At 66.1% G+C, this 20,613-nt stretch carries 22 protein-coding genes; 7 read left to right on the top strand and 15 right to left on the bottom strand.

Going from position 1 to position 20,613, the window contains the following annotated elements; genetic code table 11:
* Positions 1 to 5: 5 nt before the first annotated feature.
* Positions 6 to 1,265: an enterobactin transporter EntS gene (entS, locus tag HYG77_RS19570; RefSeq protein WP_208963448.1), complete on the bottom strand. Its 1,260-nt coding sequence runs from the start codon at positions 1,263 to 1,265 to the stop codon at positions 6 to 8.
* Positions 1,266 to 1,417: 152 nt separating this feature from the next.
* Between entS and HYG77_RS19565 the strand changes: the two genes are divergently transcribed.
* The 3 genes from HYG77_RS19565 to HYG77_RS19555 all read left to right on the top strand — a co-directional run bounded on the left by HYG77_RS19565 (position 1,418) and on the right by HYG77_RS19555 (position 3,898).
* Complete coding sequence (locus tag HYG77_RS19565; protein WP_109333732.1) at positions 1,418 to 1,660, top strand: phosphopantetheine-binding protein; 243 nt, start codon at positions 1,418 to 1,420, stop codon at positions 1,658 to 1,660.
* Entirely contained in the window at positions 1,657 to 2,493 is an 837-nt protein-coding gene (locus HYG77_RS19560) for a siderophore-interacting protein (RefSeq protein ID WP_109333734.1), read from the top strand. Before HYG77_RS19565 ends, HYG77_RS19560 begins: the two co-directional genes overlap by 4 nt.
* Before the next feature lie 61 nt (positions 2,494 to 2,554).
* Positions 2,555 to 3,898, top strand: a complete 1,344-nt coding sequence (locus HYG77_RS19555) for a DUF3533 domain-containing protein (protein ID WP_208960296.1) — start codon at positions 2,555 to 2,557, stop codon at positions 3,896 to 3,898.
* 1 nt (position 3,899) lies between these two features.
* Here HYG77_RS19555 and HYG77_RS19550 read toward each other — a convergent pair whose 3' ends face one another.
* Positions 3,900 to 4,109: a hypothetical protein gene (locus HYG77_RS19550; protein WP_109333738.1), complete on the bottom strand. Its 210-nt coding sequence runs from the start codon at positions 4,107 to 4,109 to the stop codon at positions 3,900 to 3,902.
* Positions 4,110 to 4,227: 118 nt separating this feature from the next.
* Between HYG77_RS19550 and HYG77_RS19545 the strand changes: the two genes are divergently transcribed.
* Positions 4,228 to 5,772, top strand: coding sequence for a bifunctional 3'-5' exonuclease/DNA polymerase (locus HYG77_RS19545; protein ID WP_244372952.1), 1,545 nt, complete (start codon positions 4,228 to 4,230; stop codon positions 5,770 to 5,772).
* Between the two features lie 82 nt (positions 5,773 to 5,854).
* On the top strand, positions 5,855 to 8,083 hold the full coding sequence (locus HYG77_RS19540; RefSeq protein WP_109333742.1) for an MMPL family transporter: 2,229 nt from the start codon (positions 5,855 to 5,857) through the stop codon (positions 8,081 to 8,083).
* Positions 8,084 to 8,101: 18 nt separating this feature from the next.
* Here the strand turns inward: HYG77_RS19540 and HYG77_RS19535 are convergent, their stop codons facing one another.
* Genes HYG77_RS19535 through HYG77_RS19520 form a run of 4 tightly spaced genes read right to left on the bottom strand, consistent with a single transcriptional unit; the run spans position 8,102 to position 10,564 of the window.
* Positions 8,102 to 8,956, bottom strand: a complete 855-nt coding sequence (locus tag HYG77_RS19535) for a DNA-3-methyladenine glycosylase 2 family protein (protein ID WP_208960295.1) — start codon at positions 8,954 to 8,956, stop codon at positions 8,102 to 8,104.
* Entirely contained in the window at positions 8,953 to 9,558 is a 606-nt protein-coding gene (locus HYG77_RS19530; protein ID WP_208960294.1) for a methylated-DNA--[protein]-cysteine S-methyltransferase, read from the bottom strand. The genes HYG77_RS19535 and HYG77_RS19530 overlap by 4 nt, the downstream gene beginning before the upstream one ends.
* Complete coding sequence (locus tag HYG77_RS19525; protein ID WP_109333748.1) at positions 9,555 to 10,061, bottom strand: sigma-70 family RNA polymerase sigma factor; 507 nt, start codon at positions 10,059 to 10,061, stop codon at positions 9,555 to 9,557. The genes HYG77_RS19530 and HYG77_RS19525 overlap by 4 nt, the downstream gene beginning before the upstream one ends.
* Positions 10,052 to 10,564, bottom strand: a complete 513-nt coding sequence (locus HYG77_RS19520) for a methylated-DNA--[protein]-cysteine S-methyltransferase (protein ID WP_208960293.1) — start codon at positions 10,562 to 10,564, stop codon at positions 10,052 to 10,054. Before HYG77_RS19520 ends, HYG77_RS19525 begins: the two co-directional genes overlap by 10 nt.
* Positions 10,565 to 10,701: 137 nt before the next feature.
* Here HYG77_RS19520 and HYG77_RS19515 point away from each other — a divergent pair, with 137 nt between their 5' ends.
* The gene (locus HYG77_RS19515) at positions 10,702 to 11,256 is read left to right on the top strand and encodes a ribulose 1,5-bisphosphate carboxylase large subunit (protein ID WP_109333752.1); all 555 of its coding nucleotides are present in this window, start codon (positions 10,702 to 10,704) and stop codon (positions 11,254 to 11,256) included.
* Positions 11,257 to 11,263: 7 nt separating this feature from the next.
* On the opposite strand, the gene HYG77_RS19510 is transcribed toward HYG77_RS19515, so the two are convergent.
* The 5 genes from HYG77_RS19510 to HYG77_RS19490 form a co-directional block, all read right to left on the bottom strand.
* On the bottom strand, positions 11,264 to 12,001 hold the full coding sequence (locus tag HYG77_RS19510) for an SDR family oxidoreductase (protein ID WP_109333754.1): 738 nt from the start codon (positions 11,999 to 12,001) through the stop codon (positions 11,264 to 11,266).
* Entirely contained in the window at positions 11,998 to 13,023 is a 1,026-nt protein-coding gene (locus HYG77_RS19505; RefSeq protein ID WP_208960292.1) for a phosphotransferase family protein, read from the bottom strand. Before HYG77_RS19505 ends, HYG77_RS19510 begins: the two co-directional genes overlap by 4 nt.
* Entirely contained in the window at positions 13,020 to 14,231 is a 1,212-nt protein-coding gene (locus tag HYG77_RS19500; protein WP_109333756.1) for an acyl-CoA dehydrogenase family protein, read from the bottom strand. The genes HYG77_RS19505 and HYG77_RS19500 overlap by 4 nt, the downstream gene beginning before the upstream one ends.
* A gap of 97 nt (positions 14,232 to 14,328) precedes the next feature.
* Positions 14,329 to 14,949 carry a TetR/AcrR family transcriptional regulator gene (locus HYG77_RS19495; protein WP_109333758.1) on the bottom strand — a complete coding sequence of 207 codons (621 nt, stop codon included), beginning with the start codon at positions 14,947 to 14,949 and terminating at the stop codon, positions 14,329 to 14,331.
* A 23-nt stretch (positions 14,950 to 14,972) separates the two neighbouring features.
* Positions 14,973 to 16,100 carry an NDMA-dependent alcohol dehydrogenase gene (locus tag HYG77_RS19490; protein ID WP_109333760.1) on the bottom strand — a complete coding sequence of 376 codons (1,128 nt, stop codon included), beginning with the start codon at positions 16,098 to 16,100 and terminating at the stop codon, positions 14,973 to 14,975.
* Between the two features lie 214 nt (positions 16,101 to 16,314).
* On the opposite strand from HYG77_RS19490, the gene HYG77_RS19485 reads away from it, so the two are divergent.
* Positions 16,315 to 16,782: an SRPBCC family protein gene (locus HYG77_RS19485; RefSeq protein ID WP_208960291.1), complete on the top strand. Its 468-nt coding sequence runs from the start codon at positions 16,315 to 16,317 to the stop codon at positions 16,780 to 16,782.
* Here HYG77_RS19485 and HYG77_RS19480 read toward each other — a convergent pair.
* The 4 genes from HYG77_RS19480 to HYG77_RS19465 are packed head-to-tail and all read right to left on the bottom strand — an operon-like array spanning position 16,779 to position 20,600.
* Entirely contained in the window at positions 16,779 to 17,768 is a 990-nt protein-coding gene (locus tag HYG77_RS19480) for an NADPH:quinone oxidoreductase family protein (protein ID WP_208960290.1), read from the bottom strand. The genes HYG77_RS19485 and HYG77_RS19480 overlap by 4 nt on opposite strands.
* A gap of 3 nt (positions 17,769 to 17,771) precedes the next feature.
* Positions 17,772 to 18,530, bottom strand: coding sequence for a 3-oxoacyl-ACP reductase FabG (fabG, locus tag HYG77_RS19475; RefSeq protein ID WP_109333766.1), 759 nt, complete (start codon positions 18,528 to 18,530; stop codon positions 17,772 to 17,774).
* Positions 18,527 to 19,768, bottom strand: coding sequence for an acyl-CoA dehydrogenase family protein (locus HYG77_RS19470; RefSeq protein WP_208960289.1), 1,242 nt, complete (start codon positions 19,766 to 19,768; stop codon positions 18,527 to 18,529). The genes fabG and HYG77_RS19470 overlap by 4 nt, the downstream gene beginning before the upstream one ends.
* A gap of 22 nt (positions 19,769 to 19,790) precedes the next feature.
* Positions 19,791 to 20,600 carry an SDR family oxidoreductase gene (locus HYG77_RS19465; RefSeq protein ID WP_208960288.1) on the bottom strand — a complete coding sequence of 270 codons (810 nt, stop codon included), beginning with the start codon at positions 20,598 to 20,600 and terminating at the stop codon, positions 19,791 to 19,793.
* Positions 20,601 to 20,613 lie beyond the last annotated feature (13 nt).

Raw genomic sequence — 20,613 nt, 5'->3', positions numbered from 1 at the left:
CAGCGTCACTGTGCCGCCGCCGAGAGGTCTTCGGCGGCGGCACTGCTGTAGGTGCGCAGTCCCTTCAGGACGAGCGCCAGGACGGCGAGCACGGCGATGCCGCCGGCGCCGTAGAGCAGGAACGCTTCCCGCGGGCCGACTGCGGCACCGACGGCACCGGCGACGAGTGCTCCCGCTGCCGAACCGGTGGAGATCTGCGCCCCCCACACACCGGCGACGCGGCCCCGGTATTCCTCCGGCGTCTCGGTCTGGATCACGGCGTAGCGCAGGATGTCGCCGACTACCCGCCCGAATCCGTGTGCGGCCAGGCCGAGGAACGTGACGGCGAACATCGGCACGGCGCCCACGCCCACCAGGCCTCCCGCTGCGATCATCGCGGCCAAGAACACTACGAGTCCCCCTCGACGGGCTGTCCCGGTCCAGCCGCTGGTGAGCGATCCGGTGAGCGCGCCCACGGCGGGGGCGCTGTAGAGGAAGCCGGTTGCGGCGGGACCGGTGTGGAGCACCTCGCTCGCATAGGCGGGCAGCAGAACGTTCCATCCCGTCAGCATCATCGCGCAGAAGCCCACGAGCAGAGTGCCGCCCACCACGGAATCCTTGGCGGCGTAGGTGAACCCGCTGGCGATCGAACGCAGGGGGCCCTCGGTGTTCTTGACAGGTGGTGGCAGCGAAGGCAACCGGGCGATGCAGTAGGCCGTGATCGCCGAGGAGACAGCGGCGAGCACGTAATTGGTGCCCACCGACGTGGTCGCGATGATCACGCCGCCGATCGCCGGCGACGCGACGGTGCCGAGGTCGGCCATGACCGTCATCAGTGCCCCAGCGGCCGCCATCTTGTCCTTCGGCAGCAGCGACGGGATCACGGCCATCAGAGCCGTCGACGAGATCCCGCCTGACAGTCCCTCGATCACGCCACACAGGTAGATCACCCACAGCTGCGGCGTCGGCAGAAACGCGTTGACCGCCAGGATCGCGAAAGCGATACCCGCACTGGCTCGCGCGAGGGCGATCACGGGTCGCCGGTCGTACCTGTCCGCGATCACTCCACCGAACAACGTGCCGATGAACACCGACGACCCCACGACGATGCTGGCCGCGCCGACCGAGAGTGTGGAACCGGTCATGTCGTACACCTGGAGCGGCACCGCCACGAGCAGCAGGCCCAGGCCGAAGATCGAAATGGTACGGGCAACGAAGATGTACCGGAATTCGCGGCTCGTCCGTAGCGGTGTCAAGTCGATTGCATACCTCGAGAATCCAGCCATCGTCATCCATTCACACTCGGTCGCAGCAGTTCGCCATTCCCGCTCGCGGAAGCGACGAACTATGCTTAGGCTTCACTAACCCAGCAACCTACCCCATGTCGCCGAAGACGCTCAACGAGTCGAGTTCCGAGCGACGAACCGGAGGGAAACCCGTGAGCTCTGCCCCGAAGACCGCACTCAGCCGGAACCGGATTCGCGAGGACGTCGCCGACGTGCTCGGCGTTCCGGTGACCGAACTGGACGATTCGGCGAACCTCCTCGACGAGGGCATGGACTCGGTGCGCGTCATGGCGCTGGTGGAGCGGTGGCGGACGGCCGGCGCCTCCGTCGATCTCGTGGACCTCGTCGGCGAGCCGACCCTCGACGCCTGGTTCGACGTCACTGCGGCCCGATGAGCGCGCCCCGCCTCCCACTTGTTCTGCAGGTCGCCGACATTCGCCCGGTCACCCCACGGATGACGTGCGTCCGGTTCGCCGGGACGGAGGTACTCGACTACGCCGCGGGATCGTGTGTACCCAACATCAAGTTGTGCTTTCCGCATCCCGTGCACGGACTGCTACTCCCTGATCCCGACGTGAGCGGCCGCTACCAGTGGCCGGAGCCCGAGGGACGGCAACTGGTACGCACGTACACGGTGCGGCGGCTCAGCCGGGAGAACGCCGAACTGGACGTGCATTTCGTCGACCACGGCGATGACGGTGTCGCTGCAGAGTGGCTCCGGAGCGCCGCGCCCGGTGATCGGCTGGGTGTGCTCGGCGGCGGCGGTAAATCGATCCGTCCCGCGCAGTGGTACCTGCTGGCGGGCGACGAGTCGGCACTTCCCGCCATCGCAGCCATCCTCGAGGACCTGCCCGCCGATGCGTCGGGACGGGTGCTGATCGACGTCGCCGACGAGCACGAGCGCCAGGATCTACGTCATCCAGCCGGAGTCGAGGTGGAATGGCTGTACCGCCGCGGCGGTGCCAGTCGCCTCGCCGACACGGTCCGTGCCGCTGTCCTGCCCGCCGACCGGTCCACGGTGTTCGCGTGGGTGGGTGCCGAATCTGCTACGGTCCGCGAACTCCGCCGATACCTGCGCACCGAGGTCGGGCTCGATCGGTCCCAGGTGCTGCTCATCGGGTACTGGCACCGCGGCATGTCCGAATCGGCGTACAAGGCGGCCGCCGACAACGACCGTGACCCGGCCGAGTCCTCGAGTCGACCCGGCATTTCCCGGACGACCGCCTAGGCTTGACCCGGCTGGTCGGGTGCGGGTCGACCGGTGTCGACACGGGAGGACGCGAGGGGCAATGGCACACGAGACGAGCGGGTCCGGCAAGACGAGCGTGCTTCGGACACCACGCTTCTGGATCGCACCGCTGTTGCTGGTGTCGATCGTCATGTCGCTGTTGGCCGCGCTGTACATGGGCGGCATGCTCGACCCCACCAAGAATCTCGACCATTTCCCGATCGCGCTGGTCAACCAGGACGAGGGTGACACGCTGCCCGGCTCGACTCCGCCCCAGCAGCAGAATCTCGGCGACCAGATCGAGGCGGGGCTGATCGAGGGTGTCGACCCCGAGAAGGTGGAACTCCGGCGAATCGGAATCGCCGAGGCGCAGTCGAAACTCGACAACGGTGACCTCTACGGTGCCATCGTCATTCCGAGCGACTTCACGAAACGCACGTTCATCCTGGCTCAGGCGAGTGTGATTCCCGGTGACGTGGAGCTGCCCGTCATCACCATCTACACCAATCCGCGGGCAGGAACGATCAGCGCGAATCTGGTGTCGAACATCGGTCAGATGGCGATGGACAAAGCCAATCAGACGATGGGCGAGCAACTCACCGCCCAGGTGACACAGCAACTCGCGGCCACCGCACCCGATGCCCAGCTGTCGGGCGCCAGCCGGCTCGTCCTCACCGACCCCATCGACGTCCGGACCGTCGCCCACAACCCGCTGCCCGAAGGCACCGGATATGGTCTGGCGGCGTTCTACTACGCCCTGCTCCTCGTCCTTGCGGGATTCACCGGCGCCACCATCGCGAGCACTCTCGTCGACGGCATGCTGGGATTCACCCCCACGGAGGTCGGGCCGCTGTACCTGCACAACGAGGCAGTGCCGATTTCGCGTTTCAACACCTTGCTGGTCAAGTGGGCCCTCATGACACTGCTCGCGGGAATCGTTTCCGGGCTGTACTTGTGGATCAGCTCGGCACTGGGACTGCCGATCACGGACCCGCTGGCCCTGTGGGAGTACGGGGCTTTCGCCATCGCAGCCGTAGGTATCACGGCCATGTCGGTGATGGCCGCGTTCGGTAACCTCGGGCTGCTCATCAATCTGATGATCTTCGTCGTCCTCGCGCTGCCCTCCTCGGGAGGAACCATCCCACTCGAGGCTGCACCACGGTTGTACACCTGGCTCGGCGAATTCGAGCCGATGCACCAGATCTACATCGGGGTGCGCGCCATCCTGTTCTTCGGCGCGAAGGGCGACGCAGGACTCATCCATGCAGTGTGGATGACCGCCGGAGGTCTGCTCATCGGCCTGATCTTCGGGGCCGTCGTCACCCGTTTCTACGACCGTAAGGGACTGCATCGCCGGCACAAGGCACCGAACGCACCCGAAACGGTGGACGTGGCCGGAGCGTAGATCAGGCGGACGAACTCGACCAATACGTTCCGAACTGTTCGTACCAGGGATGCGGGGCCGGTGCGGCCGCCAGGATCCTTTCGACGAACTGATCGGGATCGCCGAGTTCGGACACTCTGACTCCCCGGGCCTTGTAGTCGGCGAATGTGGAGTGGAGTCCGGCGATCACCTTGTCGGTTACCGACCGCTCGAACTCCTCGATGGTTGCCATCGGATGCGCCTCCTTCCGGCGAGAAGCATCTTGCCCCAGTGTACTGCCCTACCTGCGGGTTTCCTCGCTGCCGACGGGGGCGTCCCGGCCTGTCGGAGGCGGGGAGCAGACTGAGCCCGTGAGAGTGGTGATGGTTCCGGACGCCGATGGTGGTGCGACGACGATCCGCACCGATCCGGCCGGAGTTCCGCTCGAGTCGCCACGACATCACTCCGACGCCGCGGGTGCGGTGCGCGACATCGAAGCCGCCGATCATCCCCGCTGGATCTGGACCGGCACCGCGGCCGTCTACCCTTCGTTGCTGCGGGCCGGAATACGGGTGGGGCGTTGTCACGACCTCGCCCTCACCCACGCGATCCTGAGCATGCGCGTCGGGGTTCCGGCGCCACCCGCCGAGGAACCGCTCACCGACGATCGTCTCGGCCTGTTCGACACCACACCGGTCGCCGATCCTCAACAGGTGGTCGCCGACTTCGCCGCACAACGGAAGACGATCGGCACCGATTCCCGGCTGGATCTTCTGGTGGCGGCGGAGTCGGCGGGCGCGCTCGCCGCCGCGGAAATGGGCTTCGACGGATTACCCTTCTCGGCTCCCGCCCACGAGGCGTTCCTCGAAGCCGCACTGGGACCACGCCCGGTGGGGTACGACCTTCCCCAGCGCATCCAGACAGTGTCCGCCGAGATCGGTGCGGCGTTCGGCCGCAGCATCAACCCGGCGTCCCATGTGGAGGTAGTCGACGCCTTCCGCCGCGAAGGCATCGAACTGGTGTCGACGCGCAAGCATCTGCTGCGCGAGATCGACCATCCCGCCGTGCCCCTTCTCCTGCATCACCGCGACCTGTCGAAGTTGTTCAGCACCAACGGCTGGCAGTGGCTCGACAGCTGGGTCCGCGACGACCGCTTCCGGCCGGTCTACGTGCCTGGTGGTGTGGTGTCCGGCCGCTGGGCGAGTCGTGGTGGCGGGGCGCTGCAGATTCCGAAGCCGCTCCGGTCGAGCGTGATCGCCGACCCGGGTCACACCTTCGTCATCGCCGACGCCGGTCAGCTGGAGCCCCGCATTCTGGCGGCCATGTCGGGAGACCCGCGCATGGTGGCTGCGGCGGGCGCGGATGACCTGTATGCCCCGGTAGCCGCAGAGACGTTCGACGGTGACCGCGCCAAGGCCAAGGTGGCGATCCTCGGTGTTCTGTACGGTGCCACGGCGGGTGAGGCCCGTTCGCTACTCACCCTGCTGCGCACACGTTTCCCTGTCGCAGTCGAGTACGTGGAGAAGGCTGCCCGGGAAGGCGAACGGGGTGAGGTGGTGCATTCGTGGCTCGGCCGGGCCTGCCCACCGCCCGCATCCGATTTCTGGACACACGGTGACGCCCGTTCGCGTGGGCGGTTCACGCGCAATTTCGTCGTGCAGGCCACCGCCGCCGAATGGGCGCTCTGTGTGCTGGCCGATCTACGACGCCGGCTCGCCGACGATTCCGACAGCGAGCTCGTCTTCTTCCAGCACGACGAGGTGATGGTGCACACCCGGAACCCGGAGACGGCTACCCGGCACGTTCTCGGAGCCGTCGACGTGGCCACCCGCCTGCTCTTCGGGGACACCCGGGTGCGGTTCCCCATGGACGTGGCAGTGCGGGACTGCTACGGCGAGAGTTCTATCGAGTCCTGACCACACCAATTTCCGGTGTCGCCGACGGGCCACGCGTGGTGTACTGGGACCCATTGCTGGTGGGGGCGGCGAAGGAGAACCCATGACCAAGTTGGATTCGACGGGCGCGAGCACAAGCGGTGAGGCGCCGCGCAAATTCCGCTGGCCCGCGTTCACCATCGTGGCCATCGCGATCATCGCCTTCTTCGCGGGGGGATTCGGTGGGTCGTTCCAGGGAAAGCTGACCGAGGTTCAGAAGAACGACAACGCCGCCTACCTGTCGAGTACCGCAGAGTCGACCGTCGTCACCAACGAGTCGTCGAAGTTCCTCACAGTGGAGACGATTCCCGGCTTCGTACTGTTTCACCGCGACTCGGCACTCACCGATCAGGACAAGGCTGCCATCGCGCAGGCCGGCGAGGACATTGCCGCCGTCGAGGGCGTCGATGCGGAGGGGATGTCGCAACCCCAGTACTCCGAGGACGGCACCACGGCGTCGATTTTCGTTCCCCTCGTCGCAAAGGAGAACGGCACTGCCGTCGCCGGTGACGTGCTCGCCACCACGGAACAGGATGTGCTCACCGCAGCCGAGAACGCGGCCGTCGGGCTCGAGGTGCTCCCCGCGGGGCCCGGCGGTCTACTCGTGGCCTTCATCGATGCGTTCGCCGGGCTCGACGGCGCCCTACTCGGTGCCGCCCTGCTCGTCGTCGTCCTGATCCTGCTGGTGGTGTATCGATCCCCGGTGCTGTGGTTCTTCCCGCTGTTCTCGGCGCTACTCGCCCTGGGCCTGGCGTCGATGGTGATCTACTTCCTCGCGAAGGCGGAGGTGCTCACGCTCACCGGTCAGAGCCAAGGCATTCTCTTCGTCCTGGTCATCGGTGCGGGCACCGACTATGCCCTGCTCCTGATCTCTCGGTATCGAGAGGAGCTCCATTTCTATCCCAGCCGGTTCGACGCGATGGCCAAGGCCTGGCGGGAGTCGGCTCCCGCCATCACGGCGTCCGCGGTCACCGTCATCCTGGGCCTGCTGTGCCTGACTTTCTCGGAGCTCAATTCCAACAAGAGCCTCGGTCCCGTTGCTGCCATCGGCATCGCCTGCACGTATCTGGTGATGATGAGCTTCCTGCCGGTGGCTCTGGCCACCGCCGGTCGGTGGGTGTTCTGGCCACGCAAGCCTCGGGTGGACGAGGCAGCGGATCTCACCACGCACGGTCTGTGGGGCAAGATCGCCGCCCAGGTCGGCAGCAAGGACCGGCCGTTCTGGATCGGTACGACAGTGCTGTTGGCCGCACTGTTCCTGGTGGGCATCGGCAGTTTGAAGACGGAGGGGCTGACGTCCTCCGAGAGCTTCACAAACCGCCCGGACGCCGTCGTCGGGCAGGAACTCTACGACTCCAAGTTCGATCCGGGCGCCGGTGCGCCGGCCGTCATCCTGACCAACGCCGCCCAGACGCAGGCGGTCATCGACGCGGTCAGCGCTGTCGACGGGGTATCGAAGGAGCCCGGCGCCGTGTGTCCACAGGTCGACGTGGCGAAGCTGTCCGCACTGGTCAAGGCGAACCCCGAGGCGGTGGCGTCAGCCGCAGCAGGACAGACGGGCTGCCCGCCCGACTTCCTCACCGCAGCGCCGATCGACGGTCGCATGGTGGTCAACGCGACTCTCGCCGACTCGTACGATTCCCCGGAGGCCCTGGCGACCGTGGAGCGACTACGTGAGACGGTGCACGCAATTCCCGGCGCCGACGGCTTGGTCGGTGGAGGCACCGCAACCACCCTCGACGTGCAGACGGCGTCTGTGCACGACCGGAACCTGATCATCCCCATCGTGCTCGTCGTGATCTTCCTGGTGCTGGCCGTGCTCCTGCGCGCACTGCTGGCACCGGTCATCCTCATCGCCACGGTGGTGTTGTCCTTCGCCGCGACTCTGGGCGTGTGCGGATTCTTCTTCACGCACGTGTTCCACTTCGCCAACGCCGATCCGGCGTTCCCGCTGTTCGCCTTCGTGTTCCTCGTGGCACTGGGCATCGACTACAACATCTTCCTGATGACCCGTGTGCGCGAGGAAACCCAGGAGCACGGCACACGGTCGGGCGTGTTGCGCGGACTGGCGGTCACCGGTGGCGTGATCACGTCGGCCGGTGTCGTCCTCGCAGCAACGTTCGCGGTGCTGGGTGTGCTACCTCTGGTGTTCCTCGCCGAGGTCGGTTTCGCGGTGGCCTTCGGCGTGCTCCTCGACACGATCATCGTGCGCAGCATCCTCGTTCCCGCCCTCTCACACGACATCGGCAAGAAGATCTGGTGGCCGTCCGATTTGGCACAGGCAAAGGACTAGGGTGTTGAAAACGAAGGGCTAGAACGCCTCTGCAGTCCAGAGGTGGAAGAGGGCATACGCACGCCACGGCCGCCACGCCTCGGCGAGAGCGGCAGCTTCGCTGCCCTTACCCACGCCGAGTGCCCGCCTGAGAACGAGGTCGTCGGCAGGAAACGCGTCCGGGTCGCCGAGCACTCGCACCGTCAGATAGTCCGCCGTCCACGGTCCGATTCCGGGCAGCGCGAGTACACCGGCCCGGAACTTCGCCGGTTCGGTGTCGGCGTCGAGCCGCAACCCGTCCGCGGCGGCGTGCGCAAGCGCATGCACAGTGCGTGCCCGGGCGCCGGTCAGACCGATCGCGGAACGCAACTCCTCCGGCGATCGATCGGCCAGTACCTCGGGTGCGGGAAACGCACGGAACTCGCCGTGCACCGGTCGCCCGTAGGCAGCGACCAACCGGGCACCGAACGTCCGCGCTGCGGCGAGCGACACCTGCTGGCCCAGCACGGTAAGGACTGCGGTCTCGAAGCCGTCGACGCTGCCCAGCCGGCGGAGTCCCGGCCGCAAGGTCACCAGCGAAGCGAGTTCCGGGTGCCGGACGAGTGCGGCGTCGATAACCAGCGGGTCTGCGTCCAAATCGAGCCAGCGGCGCACGATATCGGTCAACTCCCCGATATCGGCGGAATGTGCCGGGACGATGTGGGTCTCGACATGCCGTTTCTCGGGGCGGACGACAACGGTCACCAGGGCGGGTCCGTGCGCGGCGTTCACCACGCGTGTGTGGGCGCCGGTGTCGGGATCGTGCCGCTCGAGACCGGCGATGGTGTGGGCTCGCAGTGCACTCCACAGCGGAGCGTGGGTGAAGGGGTCGCGGTAGGGCAGGAGAACCCTCACGCTGCGGCTTCCAACGTCAGTAGCAGGGACTTCGCTGCGGCCCCGCCCACGTACTGGCCGAGGCTGCCGTCGCTGCGCACCACTCGGTGGCAAGGCACCACCACTGGCAGAGGGTTTGTCGCGCAGGCGGTTCCGACGGCCCGCACGGCGCGGGGACTGCCCGCAGCGGCCGCGACGGTGGCGTAACTCCACGTCTGGCCGTAGTGGATCTCGGGTAGGTGGGTGAGCACCTCCCGCCGGAAGCCCTTGGCCAGGCGGAAGTCGAGCGGGACGTCGAACGACGTGCGTTCCCCCCGGAAGTACTCCTCGAGTTCGCGGGCCACCGCGTCCAGCCGGGCCGGTGCGCGGAGTATCCGGGGACTGATGTGCTCGGCGAGTCTCTGCAACACGGCATCGTGGCCCTCGCCGGCGAAGGCGACACGCACCAGGCCACGGTCGGTCGCGGCCAGCAGTAGTGAACCGACAGGACTGTCCACGGTCCGGTACGCGACGTCGAGGAGTCCGGCGTCGGCGGCGGCGGCGGTGAGCCGGGTGCGGAGTCGTCGTTCGACCTCGGAATCCGATACCGACAAGGCGTCGATGATGTCCGGAATGGTGTTCATCCTCTTTCTCCACTCACTCTTTCTCCCAGCATCGAGATCGAGCGGGACCTACGCAGGGCCGCAATACCGTCGGCCGCGGCGCGTCTGGCAGCGTCCGGCGAGTTGCCGAGAATCACCGCGATGTCGGCGTAGGGCAATCCTGCCAGGTAGCGGTAGGCCACGGCTGCGCGTTGTTTCATGGGCAAGGCACCCACCGCCTCCCACAATTCGGGGTCGCCGCTTCCGGGCAGCCCGCGGTCGGTGGTCTGCTCGGGAACGTGATCCGTGGGAACGGCCCGGCGTTCCCGGGCCCGAATGTGATCGAGCGCCTTGCGGTGCGCGATGGTCACGAGCCAGGCCTCGACGTTACTTTCAGGCCGCAGATCGGGATACGCGCGCATGGCGGCGAGAAACGTGTCCGACCAGGCGTCTTCGGCGTCGACCGGGCCGACCACCGCCCGGCAGACCCGCAACACCGTGGGGCCGTGCTCGGCCACGATCTGCTCGAACGGAATCAGGCCCATCGGCTCAGCCGGATTCCCGCCCGTTCCGCTTCGCGGGTCAGCAGGAAACGCTTGCGGTCGAGCCCTCCCGCATACCCCGTGAGGCTGCCGTCGGTTCCGACGACCCGGTGGCACGGAACGATGATGCTGATGGGATTCTTGCCGTTCGCCGCGGCCACCGCCCGGATGGCCGTGGGACTCCCGAGCGCCGCCGCCAATTCCCGGTACGTCCACGTCTGCCCGTACGGGATGGTCCGCAGCGTGTCCCATACCCGCTGTTGAAACGGTGTGCCGCGGGCGGCGAGAGACAGCGTGAACTCGGTGCGTCCACCGTCGAAGTACTCGGTGAGTTGTGTCGCGGCAGCCTCGAAACCCCCGTCGCCGCGTTCACCGAAAGTCGCGACATCGGGCTGATGCCGATGTTCGGCCATGTAGATGCCGCTGAGAACCCCGTCCACGCTGACCAGCGTGAGGGGACCGATCGGGGAATCGATGACGGTGTGTGCTGCTCGTTCGGCATTCACGGGAACAATCCTTCCAGGTGTGCTGACCTCTGACAGGTAGACGCCTGGTAACGCCGAAACGTGAGATCACCCCGATGCCCCATTCTCGCGGGGCCGTCGTGAGACGGCCCCGCGAGGGCATCAGGCAGGATGTGGGAATGGCTCTCGCATTCCCCAGCCCCGACGACCTCGTGCGCACCGCCACGGGTATGGCCCGCTGGTCGATGGACACCGCTGGTTTCGCTGCCTCACTCCCCGATCGAGTCGCCGCGCTGCTCGACCGAGTGGAGGTGCTCATCACCCGGATCGAGACAATCAGCGAACGCGCCGAAATGGCCGTCGCCAAGGCGAACGAGGTAGCCGACCGAGCCGCGACCGTGGTCACCTCGAGCACGGAGGTGTCCACCTCGGCTCAGACCCTGATCGGCCTGTACGAGCCGCTCGCAACCAAGGCGGCGCCGATGGCGGCACGGTTCGTCGACGACCTGTCGGAGGACGAGATTCATGCGGCGATCGGGTTGGTGAATCATCTTCCCGAGCTGACACTGCGTATGGAGGGGTTGCTGCCCATCCTCGCCAGCCTCGACACGGTGTCCCCGGAGATTCACCTGCTCCTCGAGGAAGTGCAGGGTGTGCGTCAGGCGATCCAGGGCGTTCCCGGCTTCAGATTCTTCCGTAAGCGCGGCGAAGCGAAAGAGGACGACGAGGTCTGACGTCTACTCAAGCCCGGTACCCGTCCGTTCCCGCGCGCCCGACGACGATCTTGGGCACCACCGCGCGGGACGACAGTCGCAGCAGCGCATCGACCAGTTCGACGATGTCGTTTACCTCGATCATCGACTCCGGCGGAATCTTGTCGTGGGTCCACGCGGACATGTCGGTGTCGACGAACGCGGGAGCCAGGGCGGTAGCGGACACTCCGTTGCCCGACTCCTCCACGTTCAGTGTCTCGACCAGTGACATCAGGGCGGCTTTGGTGGCCCCGTAGACGGCCAGTCCCGCTTCGGCGTAGACGCCGGTGATCGAGGCCAATGCGATGACCTTGGCGCCTTTCGCCGGATTCTCGGTCGCGGCGGTCCGGAGCATCGGCAGCGCCTGTTGCAGCAAGCTGAACGGGGCCCGCAGATTCACATCGACGCTCTTGGTGAAGCGGCGCATCGGAAACTCGCCGATCGGCCCGGCCGTCCCCACACCTGCGTTGAGCACCAACGCATTCAGTGAACCGAAGGTGTCGGCATGCGCGGTTACCACGCGGCCGGCGGAGGCTTCATCGGCGAGGTCGCCGGCCACGACGACCACCTCTTTCGCGCCGGCCGCGCGCAGCTCGGCTGCCACGACCTCGAGACGCTCGGCGTCACGAGCACTGAGGGTCAGCCCGTAGCCCGCTTCGGCGAGGCGGGTGGCGATACCGCGACCGATTCCGCGCGATGCTCCCGTGATCAGTGCAGACCTGCTCATGCGGACTTCCCCTTCAGTGCGCGCAGTCCGGCGTCGACGAGCGCGGGCACCGCCTCACCAGCCTTGTCGAATCCCTCGGCCGCCGTGGCACCCGCGCGGTACCGGTGGTGGATGCCCTGGGCAATGACGGCCAGTTTGAAATTGGCCAATGCCAGGTAGAAGTTCCAATTCTTCAGTTCGCGACCGGACGCCACGGTGTACCGCTGGGCCAGATCGTCGGCGGCCGGCATCCGCGGACTCGTCCACGCCGCAGCTTCACCGAGCACGAGGTCGAAGGCGGGCGCGCGATAGACGCACATCAACGCGACATCGGTGAGAGGGTCGCCGAGAGTCGACAGTTCCCAGTCCACTACCGCCGCAACCTTGGTCACGTCTGCGGCGGACAGGATGGTGTTGTCGATCCGGTAGTCGCCGTGCACGATCGACGACTCCGACCGGTCGGGCACCGATTCCGCGAGAGCGGCGTGCAGACGATCGACGTCGGCCGAATCCTCGGTCTTGACCCTGGCCCACTGGCCCGCCCACAGCTTCACCTGCCGGGCGACGTATCCGTCGGGGCGCCCGAACTCTCCCAGGCCGACGGCCTGATAGTCCACGTTGTGCAGGTCACCGATCACCCGGACCAATTCGTCCACACAGGAGTCGATTTCGTTGTCGGACAGTACATCGAACTCCGACTGGGTGCGGATCACCTGTCCCGTGACGTGTTCGACGACGGTGAAGGGGGCCCCCATCACGCTGTTGTCCTCACACAGCGCCACCGTGGCTGCGACGGGAACGCTCGTGCCCTGCAGCGCCGACGTGACCCGGTATTCGCGGGCCACGTCGTGCGCGGACGGTGTGAGCCCCGCGGTGGGCGGCCTTCGCAGCACCCACCGCGAGGAGTCGTCGAAAATTGTGTAGGTGAGGTTGGACTTTCCGCCGGAGATCAGTTCGGCCCGCAGTTCGCCGTCGAGCGAAACCTGCGACTCCGTCAGGAACTTCTCCAGGGCAACGAGGTCGAGCCCGCGATGCTCGGTCATGCCCCCGCCTCCCGCGCCGCTTTCTTCGCGGCACCGATGACGCGCTTGGCGATCGCCCAGCGATGTACCTCGGACGGGCCGTCGTACACCCGGAACGGACGCACCTCACGGGAGAGCCGTGCGAGCGGCAGATCGCCGGACACACCGAGACCACCACACATCTGGATCGAGCGGTCGACGATCCGGAAGATCGCCTCTGCGGCATAGGTCTTGGCGATGGACGTGGCATTGCTCGCGTGCCCGCCCTGATCGAGTTCCCAGCACGCCTGTGTCAGCAACGCACGAGTAGCGGCAATGTCGATCTCGTTGTCCGCGACCATCTTCTGGACCATGCCCAGATCGCCCAGCTTGCCGCCGAACCCTTCACGCCGAGCGACGTGGGCCACCGCGACATCGTGACCGCGCCGCGCCGCACCGAGCCAGCGCATGACGTGCGTCATCCGGGCCGGGCCGAGCCGCACCTGCGCGTAGGCGAATCCCTCGTCCACCTCACCGAGCACACCGCTGTCGGGTATGAAGAGATCGTCGAAGAACACCTCGCAGTGGCCTCCGATCATCGCCCGGTCGAGCGTGTCGATGTGCCGGCCCACTTTCAGACCGGGCACGTCGGCTGGGGTGAGGAACATGGTGGCGCCGCCGCGATCGCCGGGCTGCCCCGACGTGCGCGCGAAAATGATGAAGAATCCGGCACCGTCGGCACCGGTGATGAAGTACTTGTGCCCGTTGATCTTCCACCCGCCGGGCACCTTCTCGGCCCTCGTGGTCAATGCCGACGGATCGGACCCGGCGCCCGGGGAGGGCTCGGTCATGGCGAAAGCCGACCGCACGTCACCGTGGGCAAGGGGAGCGAGGAACTGCTCCTTCTGCTCCGCACTGGCGATGTGCGCGAGCATGTGGACGTTGCCCTCGTCGGGCGCGCCGATGTTGAGGGCGATCGGGCCGAACAACGAGTAACCGGCTTCCTCGAAGACCGGGGCCCGGTCCGTCATGTTCAACCCGTGTCCGCCGTATTCGACGGGAGCGTGCGGGGCGAAGACACCGGCCTCCTTGGCGGCCTTCTGCAGCTCGACCCGCAGGGTGTCGCCACCTGCCGCGGTGATGTCGCCGCCGTGTTCGTCCTCGACAGGCAGCACCACCTCACGGGTGAACGCCCTGGTCTTCTCGACCAGCGCCGTCACCTCCGGCGCATAGGTCAGATCGATCGCCACCACTACCTCCAGTCAATACGAACACCCGGACCGACCGATCACTCGCTCGGTCGCATTGGAGTCGACGATCCCACAGGAACGTGACGTGGTCAAGACGTCAGTCGACAGCCCCTACCGTGCTACGAGCAATCACCAGATACCGTTCGACGATTTCGTCGGGCGACAACGGCCCGTCCTCGCGGTACCACGTGGCGACCGAGACACACATCGTCACGACAGCACGGCTCGCATCCTCCGGGAAGGGTGTCCGGAACAGGCCGGCTGCGACGCCGTCGCGCACGATGTCGTCGACCAGTTGCTGCTGCTCGTCCCGCAGGGCAATGTAAGCGTGCCTACTGTCCGGCTCCATACTCCGCGTCTCCCGGGACGCCACGAAGGACTGTTCACGCCGATACATGTGAAAACGCAGCAGGGATTCAATCACCGCGTCGAACCGCTCGCCCGGAGTCGGCCCTGCCTCGGCGACGGCCGCGCGACTGCGGTCGAGCAGGTCACGCATCACCGCGTTGGTCAACCCCACGAGCAGTGCCTGCTTCGAGGGGTAGTGATGGTAAAGGCCGGGTACGGACAGTCCGGCACGGGCCGCGATCTCACGAATCGAGGCGCCGTCGTACCCTTTCTCGACGAACGCAGCCAGGGCGGCCGCCAAAACCTTGGACAACCCTTGGTCCGTGTATTCCCGCCACGAACTACCGGCCTCCGTGCCGTTAACCGTCATGGGACATACGGTAGAGCGTCCCCTCAGTAGTCGTCGTCCGAGTACACGATCAGCCCACGCAGGTTCTTCCCGTCGAGCATGTCCCGGTATCCGTCGTTGACCTGCTCGAGGCGATATGTCCGGGTCACCAACTCGTCGAGCTTCAGCGTTCCGTTGCGATAGAGATCGAGGAGAGCGGGGATCTGCGACCTCGGGCCGACGCCGCCGAAGATGGCGCCCTGCAACCGCTTCTGCAGCAAGGTGAGCTCGAAGAGACTGAGGGTCACCTGCGTGTCTGCCGCGCTACCCATTCCCGTCACCACCACTTGGCCGCCCTTGCCGGTGATGCTCATCGCCGGCTGGATCATGTCGCCTTCGATCTCACCGACCGTGATGATCGTGACCTCGGCCATCCGCCCCCAGGTGATCTCGCCGATCGTCGGAGCCGCCTCCTCGACCGATGCGAACACATGGGTGGCACCGAATTCCTTCGCCTTCTGCCGCTTGAACTCCACCGGATCGATGGCGACGACGAAACGCGCGCCGGCACTGGCCGCGCCCTGCACCGAATTGATGCCGACACCACCGACGCCGATGACCACGACGGTGTCACCGACCTGCGTTCCACCGATCTGCGTGGCCGAGCCCCATCCGGTCGAGACGCCGCAGCCGAGGAGCGCCGCCTTGTCGAGAGGGATGTCGTTCTCGATCTTGATGACCGACGCCTCGCTCACCGTCACGTAGGGGGAGAAGGTGCCGAGCAGACACATCTGCAGAACAGGCTCACCGCCCAGGGTGACCCGGAAGGTCTTATCGGCGATCGCCTGCCCGGTGAGGAGACCGGCACCTTCGTCGCAGATGTTCTGCATGCCCTTCGCACAGGAACGGCATCGTCCGCACGCCGGGACGAAGGCGAGGACCACGTGATCCCCTTCGGCAAGATTCGACACTCCCGGGCCCACCTTGGTCACTACGCCTGCGCCCTCGTGGCCGCCCAGGACCGGAAAGAAGGGCAGGGGCGTGGCCCCGGTCCGCAGGTGCTCATCCGAGTGACACAACCCTGATGCCGCCAGACGGATCTGCACCTCCCCCGAAACCGGATCGCCGAGTTCGATTTCCTCGATCTCCCAGGGCTGCCCGATGCCTTTGATGACCGCTGCTTTCGTCTTCACGCCGACTCCTCGAGAAGGAAATATGGCCTGGATCACACCTACGTCGGAGTCTGCCTGAACTGTTCTCGCCGTGCAGCAAAATCAGCCGCGCACGGACGGCCCAAGAAGGAAGGGGGACCCGGCGACGCCCTGCTTCGGTACCGGGAGTTCACTAGAGTTGAGCGAGGTCGCCCAGATCGACAGTCATTTCCGACAGAGAGCCAGGGACCACCCGATGATCCACGTCCGTCATTCCGCGGTAGCCGCCGTCCCCATCGACGTGGCGTTCACGTACATCGACGACTACAGGACAGTCCCCGACTGGATGTTCGGCGTGTCGGAGTTCCATCCCATCGGCGAATTCGATCAGGGATTGGGTTCGACGTTCGATGCGTCGATTCACATCGGCCCGACCACGCTGCGGTCCCGCCTCGAGGTCACCGCATGGGAGAAGGATCGGGTGATCACGTTGGCATCGCTCGACGGCGCGGCCAACTCGTCGACATGGACGTTCGTGGCGCTCGGTCCGGACAAGACCGAACTCGGCGTCGACTTCGCGTACAAGCTCCCCGGAGGTTTGGCCGGCAAGGCCCTCGGGCTCATCGTCGAACCGTTCGTCGAGACGGCCGTGAAGAACACCGAGGCGACCTTGCGGCACAACCTCGAGGAGCTGTACGAGAAACGCGACGCCGACGGCAGCTAGCGGCCCGGCAGGAAAGCGAGCCGACCGACCGTCGTTCCCTCGCCGAGTCGAGCGAGTCCGTCCGCTACCTCGCTGAGTCCGAGGCGTTCACTGATCATCGGCTTGATGTCACCGGCATCGGCCAACCGTGTCAGCTCTGCGTGGCACTCCCTGATCGCCGCGGGATCGTAGGCGTTGTAGAGACCCCAATGCAGTCCGATGATCGAGTAGTTCTTGATCAGCGCATGGTTGAGGCCGGGCGAGGGAATGGTGCCACTGGCGAAACCGATCACGACGATTCGGCCCTCGAACGCGATGCACTTCGTGGACTTGGTGTACGAGTCGCCACCCACCGGATCGAACACGACGTCCGCGCCCCGCCCCCCGGTGAAGTCCTTCACTACGGCGACGAAGTCCTCACTGTGCCGGTCCACGACGAGATCGGCGCCGAGAGCCCGGGTGTACTCGGCCTTCTGCGGGCCGCCCACCACACCGATCACCTTTGCGCCGGCCGCCTTGCCCAACTGCACGGCCGCGCTACCCACTCCACCGGCTGCCGCCTGCACGAGAAGTATCTCGCCCGCCCGCAGCTGTGTCCTGCGGTGGAGCGCGAACCACCCCGTCTGATACCCGATCGACAACGCCGACGCCTCCGCGTCGTCCAAAGTGGCCGGTGCCGGGAAAGCCGTCGCAACCGACATAAGGGCGAGCTCCGCGAAACCGCCATTCGGCAGGCTGGGGATGCCGATCACCCGGTCACCGACCGCGAACTCGGTGACACCCTCGCCGAGCGCCACCACCTCGCCGCACAATTCCACCCCGGGAGTGAAAGGCAGCGGCGGCTTGATCTGGTACTCGCCGCGGCACAACAGCACGTCCGGGAAGTTGGCGGGAGCTGCAAGAACCTTGACCAGCAGCTCCCCGGACTTCGGCTCCAGGTCGGCGACGTCCTCGAAAGTGAGGACCTCCCTGGGTTGTCCTACTTCGTGCACACGCCATGCCTTCATCGATCAGTCCTTCGGTCCGCCGGCGACGTAGACGACCTGCCCGGAGACGAATCCGGCGCCTTCACTCGCGAAGAACGACGCGGTGTGGGCGATGTCCTCGGGCTGACCGACACGAGCGACAGGAATCTGTGACGCCGCGGCCGCTTTGAAATCCTCGAAGCTCATACCGACGCGCTCGGCCGTGGCGGCAGTCATCTCCGTCTCGATGAATCCGGGCGCAATCGCGTTCGCGGTGACGCCGAATTTGCCGAGCTCGAACGCCAGCGTCTTGGTGAAGCCCTGCATGCCTGCCTTGGCGGCCGAGTAGTTGGCCTGGCCGCGGTTGCCGAGCGCCGACGTGCTGGACAGGTTGACGATGCGGCCGAACTTGGCGTCGACCATGTATTTCTGGACGGCACGTGACATCAGGAAGGCTCCACGCAGATGCACGTTCATCACGGCGTCCCAGTCGTCGACCGACATCTTGAACAGCAGGTTGTCGCGGGTGATCCCGGCGTTGTTGATCAGGATCGTCGGTGCGCCCAATTCGGATGCCACGCGCTCGACAGCCGCCGTGACCGAGGCCTCGTCCGCCACATTGGCACCCACGGCGAGGGCCTCGCCGCCGGCCGACGTGATCGCGTCGACCGTCCCGGCACAGGCGGACTCGTCGAGGTCGAGGACGGCGACTGCATGTCCGTCGCTCGCCAGCCGCTGTGCGACGGCGGCGCCGATACCGCGGGCCGATCCGGTGACGATGGCGGTTCTACGGTCCTGGCTCACTTGTTTCCTCCATGGTGGTTGTCGTCGGTTGTCGAACGGTATTTGCGCAGTTCTCGTCTTGCGATGGAAAGTTTGTGCACTTCGTCCGGACCGTCCGCGAGGCGCAGCGTCCGCATATGGGCATACATCATCGCCAACGGGAAGTCGTCGGTGACACCGGCGCCGCCGTGCACCTGGATCGACCGATCGATGATCTTCAGCGCAATATTCGGGGCCGCCACCTTGATCGCCGCGATCTCCGTGCGCGCCTCCTTGTTCCCGACGGTGTCCATCAGGTAGGCCGCCTTCAGCGTCAACAGGCGCACCATCTCGATCTCGATCCGGGCCTCGGCGATCCAGTCCTGAATATTGGCGTTTTCGCTGACCGGTTTCCCGAAAGTCACCCGCGACGACGCCCGCCGGCACATCAACTCGAGCGCCCGCTCGGCCATCCCGATCGCCCGCATGCAGTGGTGAATGCGTCCCGGGCCCAACCGGGCCTGGGCGATCGCGAAACCCTCCCCCTCACCTTTCAGCATGTCCTTGGCCGGAACCCGCACGTCGGCGAAGTCGATTTCCGCGTGCCCCTCCCGGTCCTGATATCCGAACACCGGCAGGCCCCGCATCACCGTGACACCGGGGGCATCGATCGGAACCACCATCATCGACTGCTGCCGGTGCGGCGCCGCCGACGGATCGGTCTTACCCATCACGATCGTTACCTTGCAGTTTCGATGCAAGGCATTGGACGCGAACCACTTCCGGCCGTTGAGCACGTAGTCGTCACCGTCGCGGACCATCGACATCTCGATGTTCGTCGCATCCGAACTCGCCACCGCGGGCTCCGTCATCGCGAACGCGGACGCCATCGTCCCGTCCAGCAACGGCTTCAGGTACTTCTCCTTGTGCTCGTCGGTGCCGAACAGCGTGAGCACTTCCATGTTCCCGGTGTCCGGGGCGTTGCAGTTACACGCCTCGGACGCGAGGTGGCTGCGGCCCATGATCTCTGCCAACGGCGCATACTCGAGGTTCGTCAGGCCCGGCCCCCACTCCGGATGCGGATGAAACAGATTCCACAAACCCCGGCTACGCGCCTCCGCCTTCAACTCCTCGAGGATCGGCGGCTGGAAATGCGGATCACCCGCGTCGCGCATCTGCTCGTCGTACACCCTCTCCGCGGGATACACGTGCGAGTCCATGAACTCCAGTAGATCGGTCTGGTACTTCTTCGCGCGGTCGGATACGTCGAACACAGACATGCGAACTCCTCGTGGAGGTGGGTCAGGAAGTCTGGCCGAGTAGTGCGGCCTGATAGCGGCGCATTCCCCGGATCCATCGGTCGTAGTCGGCGCCCTTGTGTCGATACATCTCCAGCACCTCGGGGTGCGGAAGGATCAGGAACTGCTCCGCTTCGATTGCTGCGAGAGCACATTCGGCCACGTCGGCCGGTTCGAGTACCGCTCCGGCCGTGGTGACTGCGCGTGCAGCCGTGGCCGACAACGCAGCGTCGTCCGTCAACAGCTTGGTGTTGACACCCATCGGGCACAGGCAACTGACGCGCACACCTTGATCGCCGTATGTGACGGACAGCCACTCGGCGAAGCCCACGGCCGCATGTTTGCTCACCGAATAGGGCGCCGAGCCGATCTGCGTCAGGAGTCCGGCCGCCGAGGCCGTACTGACGAAGTATCCTTCGCCGCGCTCAACCCAGCCCGGTACCAGCAGACGCGCGGCCCGAATGTGCGCGCGAACGTTGACGTCCAGCGCGAGGTCCCACACTGCGTCGTCGAATTCGAGGTCGCTGCCTGCCGCCACACCTGCATTGGCGAAGTAGAGGTCGACGGGACCGAATTCGCTTTCCGCTGCCGAGATGAGCGATGCGATCTGCGTCGTGTCCGATGCGTCCGCTCCCACCGCGATAGCTGCACCCGGACTGGCGGCGGTGATCCGATCGACGACGGACTGCGCCGACGCTGCGTCGAGGTCGGATACGACCACGCGGGCGCCTTCCGCGGCCAGCCGCTCCGCCAGAGCACCACCGATTCCGCCTCCACCTCCGGTGACGATGGCAACTTTCTGCGCGATCTGCACGAGATTCCTCCCT

Source organism: Rhodococcus sp. ZPP (assembly GCF_017656075.1).
Taxonomy (GTDB): domain Bacteria; phylum Actinomycetota; class Actinomycetes; order Mycobacteriales; family Mycobacteriaceae; genus Rhodococcus_F; species Rhodococcus_F oxybenzonivorans.
This window is presented reverse-complemented; position numbering and strand designations above follow the sequence as displayed.